Annotated in this window: 15 protein-coding genes and 1 pseudogene; 5 read left to right on the top strand and 11 right to left on the bottom strand. The window is 35.1% G+C overall.

Annotation, left to right across the window (positions count from 1 at the left end):
* Positions 1 to 59: 59 nt before the first annotated feature.
* A pseudogene (locus ES674_RS14115) lies at positions 60 to 1,024 on the top strand (IS110 family RNA-guided transposase).
* A 113-nt stretch (positions 1,025 to 1,137) separates the two neighbouring features.
* Here the strand turns inward: ES674_RS14115 and ES674_RS14110 are convergent.
* The 5 genes from ES674_RS14110 to ES674_RS14090 all read right to left on the bottom strand — a co-directional run bounded on the left by ES674_RS14110 (position 1,138) and on the right by ES674_RS14090 (position 5,180).
* Complete coding sequence (locus tag ES674_RS14110) at positions 1,138 to 1,803, bottom strand: metallophosphoesterase family protein (protein ID WP_148405087.1); 666 nt, start codon at positions 1,801 to 1,803, stop codon at positions 1,138 to 1,140.
* A gap of 75 nt (positions 1,804 to 1,878) precedes the next feature.
* Positions 1,879 to 2,622 (bottom strand): hypothetical protein, encoded by a 744-nt coding sequence (locus ES674_RS15495; protein WP_211359300.1) that lies wholly within the window; start codon positions 2,620 to 2,622, stop codon positions 1,879 to 1,881.
* Positions 2,623 to 2,634: 12 nt separating this feature from the next.
* Positions 2,635 to 3,216, bottom strand: coding sequence for a Crp/Fnr family transcriptional regulator (locus tag ES674_RS14100; protein WP_148405085.1), 582 nt, complete (start codon positions 3,214 to 3,216; stop codon positions 2,635 to 2,637).
* Positions 3,217 to 3,879 carry a 3,4-dihydroxy-2-butanone-4-phosphate synthase gene (gene ribB, locus ES674_RS14095; RefSeq protein WP_148405083.1) on the bottom strand — a complete coding sequence of 221 codons (663 nt, stop codon included), beginning with the start codon at positions 3,877 to 3,879 and terminating at the stop codon, positions 3,217 to 3,219.
* A gap of 1,106 nt (positions 3,880 to 4,985) precedes the next feature.
* Entirely contained in the window at positions 4,986 to 5,180 is a 195-nt protein-coding gene (locus ES674_RS14090; RefSeq protein ID WP_148405082.1) for a hypothetical protein, read from the bottom strand.
* 149 nt (positions 5,181 to 5,329) lie between these two features.
* On the opposite strand from ES674_RS14090, the gene ES674_RS14085 reads away from it, so the two are divergent.
* From ES674_RS14085 to ES674_RS14070, 4 genes are all read left to right on the top strand, one after another.
* Positions 5,330 to 6,085 carry a hypothetical protein gene (locus ES674_RS14085; RefSeq protein ID WP_148405080.1) on the top strand — a complete coding sequence of 252 codons (756 nt, stop codon included), beginning with the start codon at positions 5,330 to 5,332 and terminating at the stop codon, positions 6,083 to 6,085.
* Position 6,086: 1 nt separating this feature from the next.
* On the top strand, positions 6,087 to 6,515 hold the full coding sequence (locus ES674_RS14080) for a DUF5675 family protein (RefSeq protein WP_148405078.1): 429 nt from the start codon (positions 6,087 to 6,089) through the stop codon (positions 6,513 to 6,515).
* 77 nt (positions 6,516 to 6,592) lie between these two features.
* On the top strand, positions 6,593 to 6,766 hold the full coding sequence (locus ES674_RS14075; protein WP_246126072.1) for a hypothetical protein: 174 nt from the start codon (positions 6,593 to 6,595) through the stop codon (positions 6,764 to 6,766).
* 1 nt (position 6,767) lies between these two features.
* Positions 6,768 to 6,947, top strand: coding sequence for a hypothetical protein (locus ES674_RS14070; protein ID WP_148405075.1), 180 nt, complete (start codon positions 6,768 to 6,770; stop codon positions 6,945 to 6,947).
* A gap of 309 nt (positions 6,948 to 7,256) precedes the next feature.
* Here ES674_RS14070 and ES674_RS14065 read toward each other — a convergent pair whose 3' ends face one another.
* The 6 genes from ES674_RS14065 to ES674_RS14040 form a co-directional block, all read right to left on the bottom strand.
* Complete coding sequence (locus ES674_RS14065) at positions 7,257 to 7,550, bottom strand: helix-turn-helix domain-containing protein (protein ID WP_148405074.1); 294 nt, start codon at positions 7,548 to 7,550, stop codon at positions 7,257 to 7,259.
* A 1,089-nt stretch (positions 7,551 to 8,639) separates the two neighbouring features.
* Positions 8,640 to 10,277: an ArnT family glycosyltransferase gene (locus tag ES674_RS14060; RefSeq protein WP_148405072.1), complete on the bottom strand. Its 1,638-nt coding sequence runs from the start codon at positions 10,275 to 10,277 to the stop codon at positions 8,640 to 8,642.
* Positions 10,278 to 10,364: 87 nt separating this feature from the next.
* Positions 10,365 to 10,952 (bottom strand): HD domain-containing protein, encoded by a 588-nt coding sequence (locus tag ES674_RS14055; protein ID WP_148405070.1) that lies wholly within the window; start codon positions 10,950 to 10,952, stop codon positions 10,365 to 10,367.
* Entirely contained in the window at positions 10,942 to 11,433 is a 492-nt protein-coding gene (locus ES674_RS14050) for a hypothetical protein (RefSeq protein ID WP_246126071.1), read from the bottom strand. The genes ES674_RS14055 and ES674_RS14050 overlap by 11 nt, the downstream gene beginning before the upstream one ends.
* A 34-nt stretch (positions 11,434 to 11,467) precedes the next feature.
* Positions 11,468 to 12,637, bottom strand: a complete 1,170-nt coding sequence (locus tag ES674_RS14045) for an efflux RND transporter periplasmic adaptor subunit (RefSeq protein WP_246126070.1) — start codon at positions 12,635 to 12,637, stop codon at positions 11,468 to 11,470.
* Entirely contained in the window at positions 12,637 to 16,971 is a 4,335-nt protein-coding gene (locus ES674_RS14040; protein ID WP_148405068.1) for a CusA/CzcA family heavy metal efflux RND transporter, read from the bottom strand. The genes ES674_RS14045 and ES674_RS14040 overlap by 1 nt, the downstream gene beginning before the upstream one ends.
* Positions 16,972 to 17,328: the final 357 nt, after the last annotated feature.

Below are 17,328 nucleotides of genomic sequence, written 5' to 3'. Positions count from 1 at the left end.
TATTTTTAACTGCGAAGCAAATCATGAATACATATATTAAAATATGAGTGAATGAATAAATTGACATTAGCCATTTGGTTTTCGATGTAACGGATTCTAATGGCAATTATTACCAATTTAAAAACAGTGCTTCTGGCTTCAAAAAGTATGTAAAACTCTTGGATATTAATAGCCATTGCGTAATGGAAGCAACCGGCTATTATCACTATCAGTTGGCTTATTTTTTGCTTGAATCTGGGATAAAATTGTTTGTAGAAAATCCGTTATTAGTCAAACGCTTTATCCAGATGAAGCTCTCCAATATCAAGACGGATAAAAGTGATTCTAAACTTATTTGTGAGTATGCAAAACAGGTTGAATTAAAACTTTGGAAAGGCAACTTTAAACATCAAACAGAATGCCTGCAAATGACCAGACTCCTTTCTGTATATAAAAAACAGAGCACAATGTTAAAAAACAAATTACATGGCGAAGTTGTTTTAGGAAATCCATTTAAAGCAGTTGTGCAATGTTTGAAACGTAGTTTAAAACATGTCCAAAAAGAAATGAAAAACTTGGAAGACAAGCTAATGGTTTTAGTAAAAGAATCACATCAAGATGTTTTAATAAGACTAAAAACGATACCAGGCACTGGAAATAAAACAGCTGTCATGTTGGTGGTTCTAACCGATGGATTTGATCGTTTTACAAGTGGAAGTGAATTGTGTAGTTATGCTAGCTTAACGTCAATAATTAGACAAAGTGGAAGCAGTTTAAAAGGCCGACCTCGCATTAGTAAAATGGATAATCAAAAACTTCGTAATTTATTAGTTATGTGCAGTTTCAATGTCTGTAAACCTGCTTGCCGGCTGGCAGATATAATAAGGTGTGTGGGGATATTTATGAGCGACTTGTGGCCAAAGGAATGAGCAAAAAACTAGCGTTAATAGCCGAGTGTAATAAACTGTTAAAACAGGCTTTTGCAATAGCTAAAACAGGGTTAATGTATGAGAATACTTGCAGAAGTACTTTAGTAAAAAGTTAATGTATTTTCACTTGTTTTTTACCACAGTACCTTGTTAGTTTTGAGTGCCTTTTATATTATAATCAAATTCTTTGTATTTGATTTCCGTAATCTTGATCAAAATTTCGATGGAGTCATTTTCCTTTTTCTATTTGTCCTTTGTTATTCGCTTTTAAAAACTCGCCTGTTTCGACGTTCAAACAAGTTAACCACATGCCTCCGTGTGCGAAAGTATCAATACAAATTGTGTGACCAAAATCTGCTATTTTTCCATTTACTCGAGCAGTATGTCCGCAAATCACAGTTTTTACCGGATCATAAATTAGAGGTTCTTCAAACTTCTTGAAAAATAAATAATGCTCATTCTGTTCCTCTAAACTCTTGTTTTCTTCAAGTCCTGCATGAACAAATATAAAGGCTCCAATTTCTAAATAGGGTAAGCAAGAATCAATAAAGTTCCAATGCGTTTTATCTATCTGATTCATCCAATTTTGGTTATCACCAATTTTATAGGAGTTTAATGTAAGTGATCCTCCATACTCTTCTAGCCAATACTCAAATATTTCAGTTGAGGATTTGGCACGTCTCATCATTATCTCATGATTACCAAGAATAAATTCGAAGTCGAATGTTTTACTTTTTTCAATTAACCAATCAATAACGCCTTTGCTATCAGGTCCTTTGTCGATGTAATCTCCAAGAAAAACTACTTTATCATCTTCCTTTATCCAACCCTGCTGAAAAATAGTTTTTAATGCGTTAATACTACCATGTATATCTCCAATTGCGTAAATTGCCATAATTACTTTTGTTTTTATAACGTGTAACCCAAAGCTTATATTAAGTTTGTTTAACTATTGATAAGCATTAAAATTCTAGTAATTTACTTTTGACTTATTTTTCAATTTATTTTCTATGATAGGATATAGATTGTAAGTGGGATAAATTTCTGTTGTAAAAGCCTTCCATGCGGTTCTTTCAATTGCCAAATTTACAGCAGATAATTTTGAAGCAGGGAGTTCCAATACAACCATTTGACCAAGTCCCATAACTACAAACCAATTAACTACAGAAGTACCTTCTGGAGGGAGATTTTCATAAAACCCTTGATTGGTTCTTATCTCTTCAATCTCATTTAAATTCATGCTTTGATCATGTTTAAGAAAGATGGTTAATAACAGCTTATCATTCGCTTTTTCAGAACTGGGTTTGGAATCAAGCACTACTTTTGACTTATTTTTCAACTTATGTTTTATGATAGGATACAAATTGTAAGTAGCATACATTTCTGTTGTAAAAGCCTTCCATGCGGTTCTTTCAATTGCCAAATTTACAGCAGATAATTTTGAAGCAGGGAGTTCCAATACAACCATTTGACCAAGTCCCATAACTACAAACCAATTAACTACAGAAGTACCTTCTGGAGGGAGATTTTCATAAAACCCTTGATTGGTTCTTATCTCTTCAATCTCATTCAAAGTCATGCTTTGATCATGTTTAAGGAAGATTGTTAGTAACATCTTGTCATTAGCGTTTTCAGAATTGGACTTTTTATCAAGCGATTGTGAATAACCCGTGAATTGCAGTACGAATAATGCGAGTAACAATGCGTATTTCATATTTTATAAATTTTATTGTAAGACTTTCGATTTTATTCTACTTAATGTTTCTTGGGATATATTTATATAAGAAGCTACTATTTTGTTTGGTAAGCGTTTAACAATATTTGGGTTTATTTTAAATAACTGATTATATCTTTCTGAAGCATTTAAAATAGTAAAAGACATGAGTCTTTTTGAATTATTTACATATGCTTTTTCTAAATAAATACTATAAAAATCCTTCCATTTGGGAATAATTTTCATAAGATGCCTAAAGTCATCGTGTGTGATGTATAGGAGCTCACTATCTTCAATAACTTGAATTGTTTCTTGGGCAGGTTCATTTGTTATAAAACTAACAAGTGCTGTAGCAAATTGATTTTCAAATGCAATATAACGGGTAACGTCTTTTCCATTATCATCTATGAAAAATAACCTTAGACACCCTTTTTTTACAAAATAACTAACCTGACTAATTTTTCCAGTAGCAAGTAAAATGTCGTTTTTACTTTTTTTTATGGTTTTAAAATAAGACAAAATCATTTTTAAATCTTCATCTTCAATAGTAATATTCTTTTTTATGAAATTAGTGAGTTCGATATTATTTGTCATTTAGTTGTAGTCTCTAACAAATTTACGATAATGGATAATATCTTGTATCGATAGCACTATCAAATTATTCTCTTTACCAAATGCTGTAATTGTATCCGAATTTGCCATTGTTCCGTCATCATTCATTAATTCGCACAATACTGCTTCTGGTTGTAAGCCTGCTAGTTTCATTAAATCAATACTGCCTTCGGTATGGCCTTTTCTTCCTAACACGCCTTTGTCATTACCTCTCAATGGAAATATATGACCAGGTTTCGCTAAGTCATTGCTTTTAGCATTTTCATTGCAAGCAACTTGTATAGTTGTCAATCTATCTTTGGAAGAAACCCCTGTTGTCACACCTTCTTTTGCTTCTATAGTGATTGTAAAAGGGGTTTGAAAACTACTTGTATTCTCCTTTACCATATAGGGTAAATTAAGTGAATCGGCTTTTTCATTTGTCAAACAAAGGCAAACAATACCACTACATTTTCTAATCATAAGTGCCATGTGATTATTGGTCATGTTGTGCGCCGAAAATATCAAGTCTCCTTCATTTTCTCTATTTTTGTCGTCAGTTAAAATAACGCCATTTCCATTTCGAAGATGTATTAATGCTTTTTCTAATCGTTCTATACTTTCGGTAGTAGTGGTTTGTATGGTATCTAATTCGGCTAATTCCATTTTTAAATTATATTTATTTTTCGATTAGCAAAACTAATATTGTTTTAAGCCAAACTATTTGACTTAAGTCAATAAATTAATCTATTTAATAAATACTCAAGTAGATTTTTACGCATAAGGTGTATTTAATAAAAAGAGCAATATTTTAATGGTCAGAGGATTGAGTATAAAGAGAATGAAGTTTAATTAATAACAGTTCTTTAAATACTGGTGTTTTTTTCGGCCTTAAAGCTAACTTTTTATATGTCCACTAATATAATAGTTTTAGGTTCTAATTACCGGGGTATCGCTAATTTTTTGTACTTTTAATTATTGGTTTTAATAAAAATTGGTTAGCAGCGAAGGGAGGTATTCTTTAGATGTAAAAGCATCATAGTAAAATGCCATTTTGTAAGCAGGGGTGAGGTTTATGTTATTTGGGGATTGCTTTATGAGAGGCGATTAATGCTGATGTAGGGATTTGTCATAACGAGCTAATAAAATCTCGCTCATTATATTGCATCTTGACCATAGTGTCAGCCCGTAGGTTCTAGGCCTAAATGGTCTAAACAATAAAAGTTATTATTGCCATAATTTTCTATGGTTTTATATGCCAAATGATTGAAGCTGTACATAGCGTTTCTACTTATTTTAAAGTAAGCATAAATTAGTCAGAGTTTTACGACTTTTGGGTAGAAAGTCATTTACGCAAGAATATAATTTTATTAGACATGCTTGATAAATTGAGATTATAACATCATGGCTATTAAATTTCCAGAAGCTTATAAAATAAGCGGCTTTTAATAATAAGGTAATTAGAAAATAGTAGAACTTAATTATTGAAATGATGATTCAATTTATTATAATAAGATTATTTGTGTACTTAACAGGAGTGGAAATATATAGTTTAATCAAAGTTGTCAACAAAAAAGTATATTAGGGAGTTAACTTGCAGCACTGTCAACTGGACTATCAACTAAAAAAATAAACCCCTGTAAATCAAGTGTTTACATGGGTTTCAGCGTATAAAGAGGAAATATCCAGTTCCTCTTTATACGCTGTGTGTCAACTAATTAAACATCTAATAAAATAAGAGTGAACCGAATAGTGAACCGAATCATTTGATTCTAAATGTATTTATTTACTATATACTCCTCAATACCAGAGTATTCAGAGAATTCTTTAAATGTAATAAATTGATGCTCTTCCTTATCAAAATGGACCTTTATTTTCTTAATTAAAAGACGTCCATAGCGTTCGCTTCTGCCTGTAATACGCCCAATATCTTTTCGGTAAATAACTAGTCTTTTGATGTTGCTCATACTTTATCCATGCTTTATCTATACATGATCCTACCATCATCCATAGGTTTAAATTGGCAAAAAAGACACTTTTCGGCATAGGAGTGAAGTGCTTTTGGGATTGCTTCTTAAAGATACGGAGTTTTGATAAAACTAAAAAACTTTGAATTATGGCTAGGCAAACTGGTATTATCAAATTAAAGGGAACTCTGGATGATATTTCCTTTTACAAATCAAGTGATGGGCATTTAGCACGTACTAAAGGCGGTATAGACGGCAAACGTATAGCTAATGACCCTGCGTTTCAGCGAACGCGTGAAAATGGCTCTGAATTTGGGCGTGCTGGCAAAGCCGGCAAGCTGATTCGGAATGCGATTCGGGTGTTGCTGCAAAACGCCCAAGACAAACGTGTGGTTAGTAGATTGACCAAAGATTTGGTGGCCATTATTAAAACGGACCTCGTGAATTTAAGAGGTGAGCGTACCGTTCAAGATGGGGATTTGAGTCGTTTTTTAGGCTTTGAATTCAACCTCAACGGCAAACTGGGCTCCACTTTATTTGCTCCTTTTGTGGTGGCTTTTGATCGGGTGACGGGAAGTGCTGATGTTACGTTGGCGGCTTTTAGTCCGATGGTGAGAATTGCGGCTCCTTCAGGAACCACTCACTTCAATGTTGTTATGGGTGCAGCAGAAGTGGATTTCATTACGGAAACCTTTGTTTTTGAAATGGCAAGTTCTGGCATTTTGCCTTATACAGCACCCGATACGCTGCCTATTGCATTAAACGCAGCACTTACGCCTAACTCGGTATTACCGGTTATTGAGGTGGTTGGTGTTGAGTTTTACCAAGAAGTGAATGGTGACATGTACCCATTGAAAAATGGTGCTTTCAACGCGCTTTCTGCAGCTCTTGTTGACACGCTATAAGATGGATTTAATACTCCAAAGACACTATTTTGAAGAGGGTACCAATGGTGCCCTCTTTATAAATGGTCGGTTTATCTGTTTTATGATTGAATTGCCTTGGCTGAATAATAAACGTCAAGTTTCCTGTATTCCGGAAGGGATTTATGAATTAGTACCACGATTTTCTAGTCGTTTAGGGAATCATATTCATGTTATGGCTGTGGATGGTCGGCAATTGATATTGATTCATAAAGCAAATGATGCCGCTAAAGAATTAGAGGGCTGTTTGGCACCAGTGAGTCAACTTTCGGGTATAGGAACTGGTTGGTCCTCCCAATTGGCAATGCAAAAAATCCTTTCACTTTGTCATCAAGCTTTTGATCGCAAAGAACAAATTTTATTAACCATAAAAAGCCCCTCCCTAATCCTCCCCAAAGGGGCGGGAATGTAGAGCGGTTTCATAAAACACTTTTCATTATGAATTTAGTTGAACGATATAAAGAACCAACTCCTAGGTTTTTCAGAATTTTGAGAAATATTGGCATCGCATTGGCGGCGGCTGGTGGCGCCATTATTACCGCTCCTATTAGTTTACCCGCGATTGTTATTACCATTGCCACTTATATGGCCGTTGCGGGAACTGTTGCTACAGCTGTCAGTCAGGCGGCGGTTATTGATGATAGATCGAGTAAAAAAGAGTAGAATGGATTTTACTGATTTAAATACTAAAATCGGATTTTTGGGTGGTACGCTTTTTTCTATCGCCTTAAATATTAGTTTGGATGCTATTTTATTTACAGTTGTTATGGCTAGTATTGGTGCTTCCGTTAGTTATGTAGTGGCTAAACTTCTTAATTATCTTTTCAGTTTCTTCAAAAAATAGTCAAAGGCTCTTTCTTCAAGGATCTTTTTTTATGGTTCTTTCTTAAAAATAACTTGCCGTATTGTTTCATAAGGATTGCATTCAGTATTCTTTCATTATAAAGTTCCTTTTAAAAACTAACTATTCCCTTCAATATTTTTTCGGAAGAAAAAGAAAAAAGAAAGCCAAACCATTGTAGCAGTGGATAACCTGTCAAGTTTTTTGAGTAAAAGTTTTTTGTTTTAAAAAGTTTTATTCAAAACCCGCAGGGCTTGAACCTTATAGTATTGCAGTGGGGCCGGAGGGAGGCTACTATGTTTGTTATCTTTTTTATTTTAATCTTCTAGTTTGCTTTTCTACAATTTCTAAAATGGCCTGTTTTTTATAATAAACGCGATTACCAATATAAGTCGCGTTTAAAATACCATTTTTAGTCCAGTGATGTATTGTGACTAAACTTACTTTAAAGTATTCGGCTGTTTCTTTTCTTGTTAATAATACTTCATTTTTTGTGGAGCCAATTTTATTTAAATAGGCTTCAATTTTTAGCAAAAGCTTATCTGCTACTTGATTTGCTAATTCATCGACTGATAATTCTGTAATTTGAATTGTTTTTGTTATCATGTTTGATTTTTTTGTAAGCTAAAGATATGATTTCAGCAGGTAATCCTTAAGGCTCGATCCGGCTGCGAGTTTAGCAAGGGTGGTGTGGTAATAGCACGTTGCCTTTTCGGCAAAAGTGCATACCACAGCAACGGTTTACCGCAAGGGTGGCGCATTTTTTGATGATTTGTGTGGATGCTAACTGACTGTTTAAGTTTTGGCAAGTGCAACGAATAAAAGAGGCAATGGAAGGGTTTGGAAATAGTTTTCATTTCAGGCTTGGCGTTTGTTGGAGCACATGCGTAATGATGGTTTTAAGGATATATGCTTAAACCATTTGAAGTATTACTTATAGCCAATCCGAAATGTAAAAATTATTAAGCCAGGATGGAATGGCCGACTTAAGGAGATGCTCTTGCATTTCTTGCGAAATAGGATAACCCATAATTATATAATAATTGGCTTTTAATAAAAATTTTGATTAATAATGAAGAGGTCCCCGCGTTCGCGAGGACGGGGTTATCTTATTTGCAAGCTGGAGTTGTTCAAAAAAGGTGACACCCGCAGACCCACATGCCTAATCAGATTAGATGTTATATAATTTAGTTATTTTAATTAAATCTCTAAATAAACTTTTGACGCTAATTTTTATGTGGGTTTTGCCCGAAGCGACCCGCAGGCTCGCATTGTATGAAGTAGCGGTTTTACCCCAAACATTATATCTGCGCGATAGCGCAAACCTATTGGGGTTTGGGGTAAAAAAGTAGCTACGGGTGAGGAAGGCGAGAATGTGTGCAATAAAACAAATAAATAGGGCCAACGAGGACGTGTCGCCGCAGTGGTGCTATTTATGGTATATGCAAGAGCTTTATTATATAATTATAGTTATACCAGATGAGATTGCCACGACTTTTTATCAAAATCTCGAAATGGCATTCTTAAGCTCTTGCAGATATGTTTTATGGAACAAAATGGAACGACTGACGAACACCTTATAAACACCCAAAGCCTATGGTCTTTTTAGTATATCTGAAGATTTCCATAAAAATTATTTTTTTGTGCAAAACAAAAATGAGGGATTCCCAGACTTCTTTAATTTTCTACTTTCAGCTAGTTGTGATAATAAACTATCCACTTTTCAAATTCCTTTCTCTTTTGGAAATGGTACAACAAAGTTTTCAATTTGTCATCTCCACTATCTCTTTTACGGAGTATCAAAAAACTGTTTGGTTTGTCCAGTAGCGAAACAAGATAGGATTTCTGTGATTCGTCGCTCCAATTGATGAGATTTTTTTTCCAATGTTCATTCGGTTGAAATTGGATGTCGCGTTCGGTGGTATTATGACCAGCATTTATAGTCACTATGTCTCCTTTAAGATAGAACGGGGCGGAATCCAATAGATAATTGTAAACCAGCACGAATTTTTTGGAAGAAGGGTTCACTTTTTCAACAAAACTTGAGATCCTTTTAATACTGTTGATTTCGCCAGGATTATCTCCCATAATAAACATACCAAATATTAAAAGGATGGTGCTGAACCCAGCCGCCAGGATTCCAGTGGTTAGTGGTTTTGTGTTTTTTATCTTGAAATAAATGAAGAACCACAGTGATACCAGCCCAAGCGTTAACAGAACTTCCCACAGCGAAATATTGAGGTATGACATATTAAATAAATAAAACAACAGACTGGCCACTACTAGCAACAAGGACATTATGGCATATGTGATGTTTAAAATCTTTAGTTTTTTTGGTTCCATGGTTACTAGCATTTTGGCAATTACTATTGCTACCATCCAAAATAGGGGAAGAATATATAGAATAAGTTTGGTCTTAAAGATGGAGAAGAGCAAAATAAGAATGACTACTGAAATGACCAAAATAGAGATCCCATCCTTTCTTCTAAAAAAACTTTTCCCTTTCCCAAAGATGTTTTTGAGGAGCACCAACACCCAAGGAAATAATAAAGCTGGCAAAATAATAATATAGAAATAAAAAGGCTTCGTTCTACTAAATGAATTTGAAAATATTCTATCCGCTACCTGCCGGTGCAGGAAATAATCCAGAAAAGAGGGGTCTTTCAACCAAAGGAATACATACCAGCTAGTGGAAATACCAAAAAATAAAAGTAAACCTACAATTCCATGAAAGGAAGTTCTGATTCTCTTTTTAAGCATCCAGTGGTGCACAATAATAAAAGTAATCACAAATAGTAGTGCTACCGGTCCTTTTGTAAGTATTGCCAAACCCAAACAAATATAGAAAGCGTAAAGCGCCCACAACCCAAGTGCATTCTTGATCCGGGCAAGCCAAAAATAAATGGTAGCCATTATAAAAGTGGTTAGATAAGCATCGGTGGTAAGGTTTCTGCTGGATATTAATACAATGGGAAATGAAAAATAAACAACAGTGGCAAGGAGCGAAACTTTTTTTTGATTAAAAAGCAACTGGGCTATGTTATAAACCAGAAGAAGTTGGATTATGATGGCTATTTGTAAGAAGAAGCGTGCCCCGAACTCATTTACACCAAAAATTTTATAACCCAAGGTAGTTATCCAGTACGTAATGGGAGGTTTGTGGTAGTGGTAAACACCCAATAGGGAGGGGTTTATATAATCTTTACTTAAGAGCATTTCACGGCTAATCTCTGCATACCGTGCCTCGCTGGATTCAGTAAGACCCCAACTACCCAAGCCTATATTGAGAATTATAAATACCAAAAGTAAAAATAGGAAAAGTCTTTTTGACATGGTGATTAAATTAAGATATGAAAATAGAGTACAAGTCTAAATTTTATTAAAAGTCTTGGTCTTATCTTAAGATGGTAGAGGATCTTTTCATCTTATTCGAATTAATTGTTTTAGTTTGTTTAAATTTTCTTGTTTCCCCTTTTCCAAGACCTCTTTGCCATAATCGGTCTTGAAGCGGTGCGCTTCCAAAAATTTTATATTGAGCATTTGCCATTCGCTATCGACCATAACAATGCCATCAAATAGCTCCCATTCCTTTCGCAAGAGCAAATTCTTATACCAGAAATCTGTTGTGCCCAAATGAAACAAGATGGCATTACAGAGAACTTTGGCGTAAATGTCTTGGGGATCTTGAGGCATTTTTGTAGCTTCTATATAGGAGCAAACCTTATCGATCTCTTCGTTGTTATACTTTGCTTTCGCCAGATACTGAGCGGCAATTCTTTTGCTTGTTGCTTCGTAATTTTTATAGGTTTTCGAGAATCCGGTATCATGGAAGCAAGCTGCAATAACTATATAATCTATTTCCTTTGGCCATATTCTTATAGCATTGGAAATCAAGAAAACATTATCAATAACCTCTTGGTTATGGACAAAGTTGTGTAAAGGCAGATTCTTGCATTTATTATTATGAAGTATATCTGAACAATACCTCGTAATGCTTTTAATCGTCAAGGCTGTCGTGGTTCGAATCTAATTGAATGACATTGGCATCGTTTCTAATTTCAATATGGGTTATTTCGCCTCCAGTTGTACCCACATATTTAGAAATAATTATACAGCTTATAGATAGTAGCAGAACCAACCCAAAGGCATGTTTAACGAACGGGAATTTTTTGAATTGTAAAAATAGGGTTAGTAGCGAAGCACCGCCAAGAACCAACATCATCGTAAAAAAGAGTTCCGCTAATTCTTCGTGATTATGTATAAGGGTTTCACTGATTCCAGGTAAATTCTCTACGATTTGTTCAGCTCCTTCACCAGTATAAAAAGCGGCAATAGCTGTTAAGGCACTAAAAATAAAAATACCGAGTGCCGTTGTCTTTACTTGAGGGCTTTTTATGATATAACCTGACAGCAATACCAGAAAACCAACTAACACACCCACGATGGGAAGATGGGTCACTACTAAATGAAAATGTGCGTCGTTCATCATATTGTTGTTATAATTAATATTTTAATTTTAGGGTTTACTCTGTTATCAAATTAAATGCTCCATTTGTTAAAAATTCGGTTTCTGGTTTGAAATCACTTGCATTAAGGATTTGAGTAAATCCATTGTTTTTAGCACCTATTTTGACCAATACTCTTTTGAAATTTGTACTATCTTTTTTTACAAGTACAAAAAAATCATTATCAATGTTTGCAACCGCTTCCGATGGCAATGCAGGATGTTCTGCAGAAGTGGTTAGAATTTCAGCTTCAATGTACATTCCAGGAGCAAATAATTTTACTTCTTCCTCATTTACTAAATCCCCGTGAACATCTACCGTTCTATTTTGAGCGTTTATAGACTTGTTGACTAAATGTACCATACCCTTATATACATTGTCCAAATTGTTTTGCAATCTCACATTGATTTGCTGCCCTGTTTTGACCATGGGAAGGTCTTTTTCAAAAATCTTCAATTCTATGTGAAGGTCGTCTGTATTTGTTACAGTTACGGCAATATCCGATGGGTTAAGGTACATACCTTTACTTGCGTTTACAGTAGTTGCATAACCCGATAATGGTGAGGTTACACTAATTACCGACCTAATGTTTTCGCCAGTAAGGGTATTTGGATTAATATTCATAAGGCTCAACCTCTTTTTAAGGGATTGATATTGTGCCAAAGTCACGGTATATTCAGATTCTGCCTTTAAAAAAACCTTTTTTGAAGTCACATTGTCAGCCATCAGCTCTTGCTGGCGTTCATAATCGGATTTCAAATAGCTTAAACGTCCTTTTGCTTCTAAGAAGTTTTGTTGTGCCTGAACATATTCTGGATTTTCAATAGTGAACAGCACTTGGCCTTTTTTGACTGCATGCCCTGGTAATAGTTCGATATCTTTTACGTAGCCTGCAAAGTAGGCACTAACATCTGCTTGGTTTTGTGGAGGCACTGCAAACATACCGTTAGCTTTAACAACCGTATTAAATTCTTGCATCGATATTTTGCCCAATTCCATTCCACCAGATTTGAATTGATTTTCGGTTATGTTAATGGCCTCTTGGTCTACATTTTCTATACTTCCATCTCTATTTCCTGTTTCTGATTTTTCTTTTGAATTACAGGAAGCCAGTGTTAGCATAAGTAGTAAAAGAATGCTTGTTAAACTTATAACATTGGTAAAATTGTTGACTGTATTTTTCATCATTAATTAGTTAAATAATTTAATTCTAAAACTGTAGCGTTATACTCGTTAAGGTTTTGTAAATAGGTAATTTGAATATTTTTGGCACTTTCTAAAAGCTGTACGTATTGCAAAAAATCTATCTCGCCGTTTTGAAATGATTTCGATGCACTTGTAGTTAATTCTTTTGCAAGTTTGCCACCTGTCATTTCATAATAATCAACGGCTTCTTGAAATTTCTTTAAATCGGATAGCAAGCCCTGATACCTTGATTCGAGTTGTATCTTATAATTTTCAGATTCATCGGCCATTATCATCGTCTCTGTTTTTGCCGCATTGATTTTCGCTTTGTTTGCCCCAAACCATAATGGAATGGATATGCCTGCTTGAAAACCATTATATCGCTTTGCATTTACACCATTATTAGTACCTCGAAAGACTGAAATATGTAAATCGGGAAGCAATCTTTGCCTTTCCAGAGAGAGAGAAAATTTACTCAATTTTTGAGCTGAATCGTAGAATAGTATTCCAGGATGGTTACTAAAATTAGGTTGTTTTAATTCCAGTCTGGGCAAACTTTTCTCTTCTACGATAACCAAAGAATCTGTCTGCATCCATTGATGTAGCATCGTAAATGCTTTTTTTACGCCTTCTTTTGTTTGTGCAAGCGAAATGGATATTTCTTTTTGCTTGGTCTCTGCCATAAGTTTCTCCAACAAATTAGTTTCGCCCACATCATAGCGCTTGTTGGCAGCCCTAGAAAATTGACCATAAAGACTGTCCAGAAAAGTGTATTGTTGTACAAGGCTGTTATAATACACCACATTGTAATAGGCTTTGTAAACTTCTTTGGTCAAGGCTCTTTCATTTAATCGGTATTGTTGGGTGGATAATTCAACTTTTTGTTTTTCCACCTTTTGTTGAGCACCATAAATCGTCGGGAATTGCAGGGACTGGCTAATTCCAAAAACTTCTAATGGAAGCCCGTTTTCCGCAATATTATTTTCATCAGAACTATAATACACCTGGGTTTTATCCAAGTTGAAAGCACTTCCTACTAACTGTTTTGATTGGTCTATCCTTTTGGCAGAAGCCTTAAGTCCGTTATTGTTTTCAATGGCAATCTGTACAGCTTTTTCCGCATTGATAGGGTTTTGTTGTGCATTTCCTAAAATAGGCAAGAACACTATGGCAATAATGCCGAGTGCCTTGAAATTCACTTTGGTCTTAACTTTTGGATGATGCCCTTTTCTATCAAAAATGGCATATAAGATTGGCAATACCACTAGGGTCAAAATTGTTGCGGTAATTAAACCACCCACAACAACTGTTGCCAAAGGTCTTTGTACTTCTGCTCCAGCAGAAGTTGAAATAGCCATAGGCAAAAAGCCTAGAGCTGCTGCAGCTGCTGTTAGCAACACAGGACGTAATCTGTTTTTTGTTCCCATTAAAATTCGTCTATTAATATCATTTACACCGTGTGCTTTAAGTTCTTTAAATTCTTCAATCAGTACAATACCATTTAGTACAGCAATTCCAAAAAGAGCGATAAAGCCAACGCCTGCTGAAATACTAAAGGGTAATCCTCTTAGGTAAAGCAACAATACGCCACCTATGGCGGCTAAAGGAATTGCACTATAAATCATCAAGGCTTCCTTTACGGAATCGAATGCAAAGTAGAGTAACACAAAAATTAGAACAAGTGCGATAGGGACAGCAACTTTCAATCTTGCCGTTGCTGTACGAAGATTTTCAAATTGCCCACCATAGCTTATAGAATAGCCTGTAGGTAGCTTAACATCTCTTTCAATAATGGTTTGAACATCTTTAACTACCGATTCCAAATCTCGATTACGAACGTTCACGCCCACGACTATACGTCGCTTAGTATCGTCACGCGAAATTTTTGCAGGTCCTTTGGTATAGCTTATTTTGGCGAATTCGCTTAATGGTAATTTTGTTCCATTGGGAAGAGAGACCGAAGCTGTTTCTATATTTTGAATATCTCTTCTATGGGCATCATCATAACGAAGTACCAGATCAAATTGCTTTTCTCCTTCGAAAACTGTTCCTGCGGTCATTCCTGCAAAACCCATTGTGACGACTTTATTTAAGTCCTCAATATTTAAATCGTATTTTGCAATTTTTCTACGGTCATATTTTACTGTCATCTGTGGCAGTCCAGCCGTTTTCTCTACAGAAATATCTGCAGCTCCTTCCACATTTTGGATAGCTTTTTCTATTTCTAAAGCCTTAGAAGATAGTATGTCTAAATCTTCACCAAAAACCTTAATAGCTAAATCTGCACGTACTCCTGTAATCAACTCATTGAATCGCATTTCGATAGGCTGGGTAAACTCAAAATCAACACCTGCTATTTCCGATAAAGCCTCTTTAAATTTATCTGCCAATTCGTCTTTTGTCTTTGCAGATACCCATTCACTTTTTGGTCTTAATTTGATTATAACATCACTTTCTTCCATGGACATTGGATCCGTAGGTACTTCAGCAGCACCGATCCGGCTAACCACTTGTTCCACTTCGGGAAACTTTTTTAATATTTTCTCCATTCGGGTAGTAGCTTCAACAGTTTTGCTCAACGATGTTCCCGTCTTTAAAACTGGTTGAATAACGAAATCGCCCTCGTCTAATGTAGGTACGAATTCACCTCCCATTTTAGTGAATAAAAACCCGGTAAATATTAATAGGGCTATTGCAATACCTAAAACCAATTTCTTTTGACGTAAAGCCCATAAAATAGTAGGTTGATATTTTCTTTCAAGAAAGGCAATTAGCCTAGATGAAATAGTTCTTTTTTCTGTATTGGTAGGCTTAATAAACATAGAAGCCATAACAGGAATGTATGTAAAACAAAGTATCATCGCACCAATAAGTGCAAAAGTGAATACCAAAGCCATTGGACGGAACATTTTACCCTCCACGTTTACTAAAGAAAGTATAGGGATAAAAACGATAATAATAATTAACTGTCCAAATACTGCGGAGTTCATCATTTTGGATGCTCCTTGATATGTAATTTTATCTATTAATCCTTGTCTTTCGTTTTTAGGAAGTGCCAATAATTTTGCACGCTGACTTGTGATTTTAAAAGCAATATATTCAACAATAATTACTGCACCATCGATGATAATCCCAAAATCTATTGCGCCTAAGCTCATTAAATTGGCATCTACTCCGAAGATATACATTAAAGAAAGTGCAAATAGGAGAGACAATGGAATAACGGAGGCAACGACCAAACCAGATCTTAAGTTACCTAAAAGTAATACCACAACGAATATCACAATTAAACTCCCCAATATTAAGTTTTCTGCAATTGTAAATGTAGTTTTAGAGATAAGTTCACTTCTCTCTAGAAAAGGGTTGATTGAAATGCCTGGAGGTAATGATGATTCTATTTCAGCCACACGTTTTTTTACAGCTTCAATAACAGCATTGGAGTTGGCATCTTTAAGCATCATTACCTGTCCCAATACTTTTTCGCCTGCACCATTTCCAGTGATTGCACCAAAACGGTTGGCATGACCAAAACCTACTGTAGCAATATCTCTTACATAGACTGGCACATCACCTTTTCTTGTTACAACAATATCTTCAATGTCTTGTATAGAGCCCACAAGGCCTTCTCCTCTTATAAAGTAACTTTCATTTGCTTTTTCTATATAACCGCCTCCAGCAACACTATTGTTTTTTTCCAATGCACTGAACACTTCAAAGATAGAAACGTCCATTGAACGAAGTCGTTCAGGATTAACTGCGACTTCATAAGTTTTGAGGTATCCTCCCCAAGTATTTACTTCTACCACTCCAGGAATTCCAGAAAGTTGACGCTTTACTACCCAATCTTGGATGGTACGGACATCGGATAATGAATACTGATCTTTGTATTCTGCATCGACATCGATTACATATTGATAAATTTCGCCCAAACCTGTGGAAACAGGTCCCATGAAAGGTTTGCCAAAGCCTGCTGGAATTTTTTCTTCAGCACTTTTTATTTTCTCGGCGATAAGTTGGCGTGGTAGGTATGTACCCATGTCATCATCGAAAACAACGGTAACCACCGATAGGCCAAACTTGGAAACAGAACGAATTTCTTTAACACCTGGTAAGTTTGCCATTTCCAGTTCTACTGGATATGTTAAAAACTTTTCTACATCTTCCGTTGCTAAATTTCTAGAGGTTGTAATCACCTGTACTTGATTGTTGGTTACGTCAGGGACAGCTCCAATAGGGATATTGGATAAAGAATATAGGCCAAACCCTACAATACCCGCTGTAAATAAGAGTATAATAAGTTTGTGATGGATACTGTATTGGATAATACGTTCTAACATTATATGCTGGTTTATTATTTTAAAACAAAAGTATTTGGAGTATCTAAAAGCCATCTAAATGGTTTCTTAAAATTTGCTTAAAAAATATTTCACTTTATACCAAAAACAAAAGCCCTGAGAGTACTCAGAGCTTTTGTTGCAATTAACCAATAAACACTAACCAAAACATTCAAAAGTTCAGGGAGTAATTATTTTCTTTTTTAAGAGAGATGTAACTAATTCTTATATAAATGTAAGCTTGAATTTTAAGAATTGTTTAAGGGTAACCTTAACATTGGATTAAATATTTTAAAGTAAAATCAAGGTTGTAGATATATCAAATTTTTATAATTATTTAAGTCTTAAATACCACTTGTT

Source organism: Bizionia myxarmorum (genome assembly GCF_008086205.1).
Lineage (GTDB): Bacteria > Bacteroidota > Bacteroidia > Flavobacteriales > Flavobacteriaceae > Algorimicrobium > Algorimicrobium myxarmorum.
Note: the sequence above shows the minus strand (reverse complement) of the source record. Positions and strands in the feature narration are given on the sequence as shown.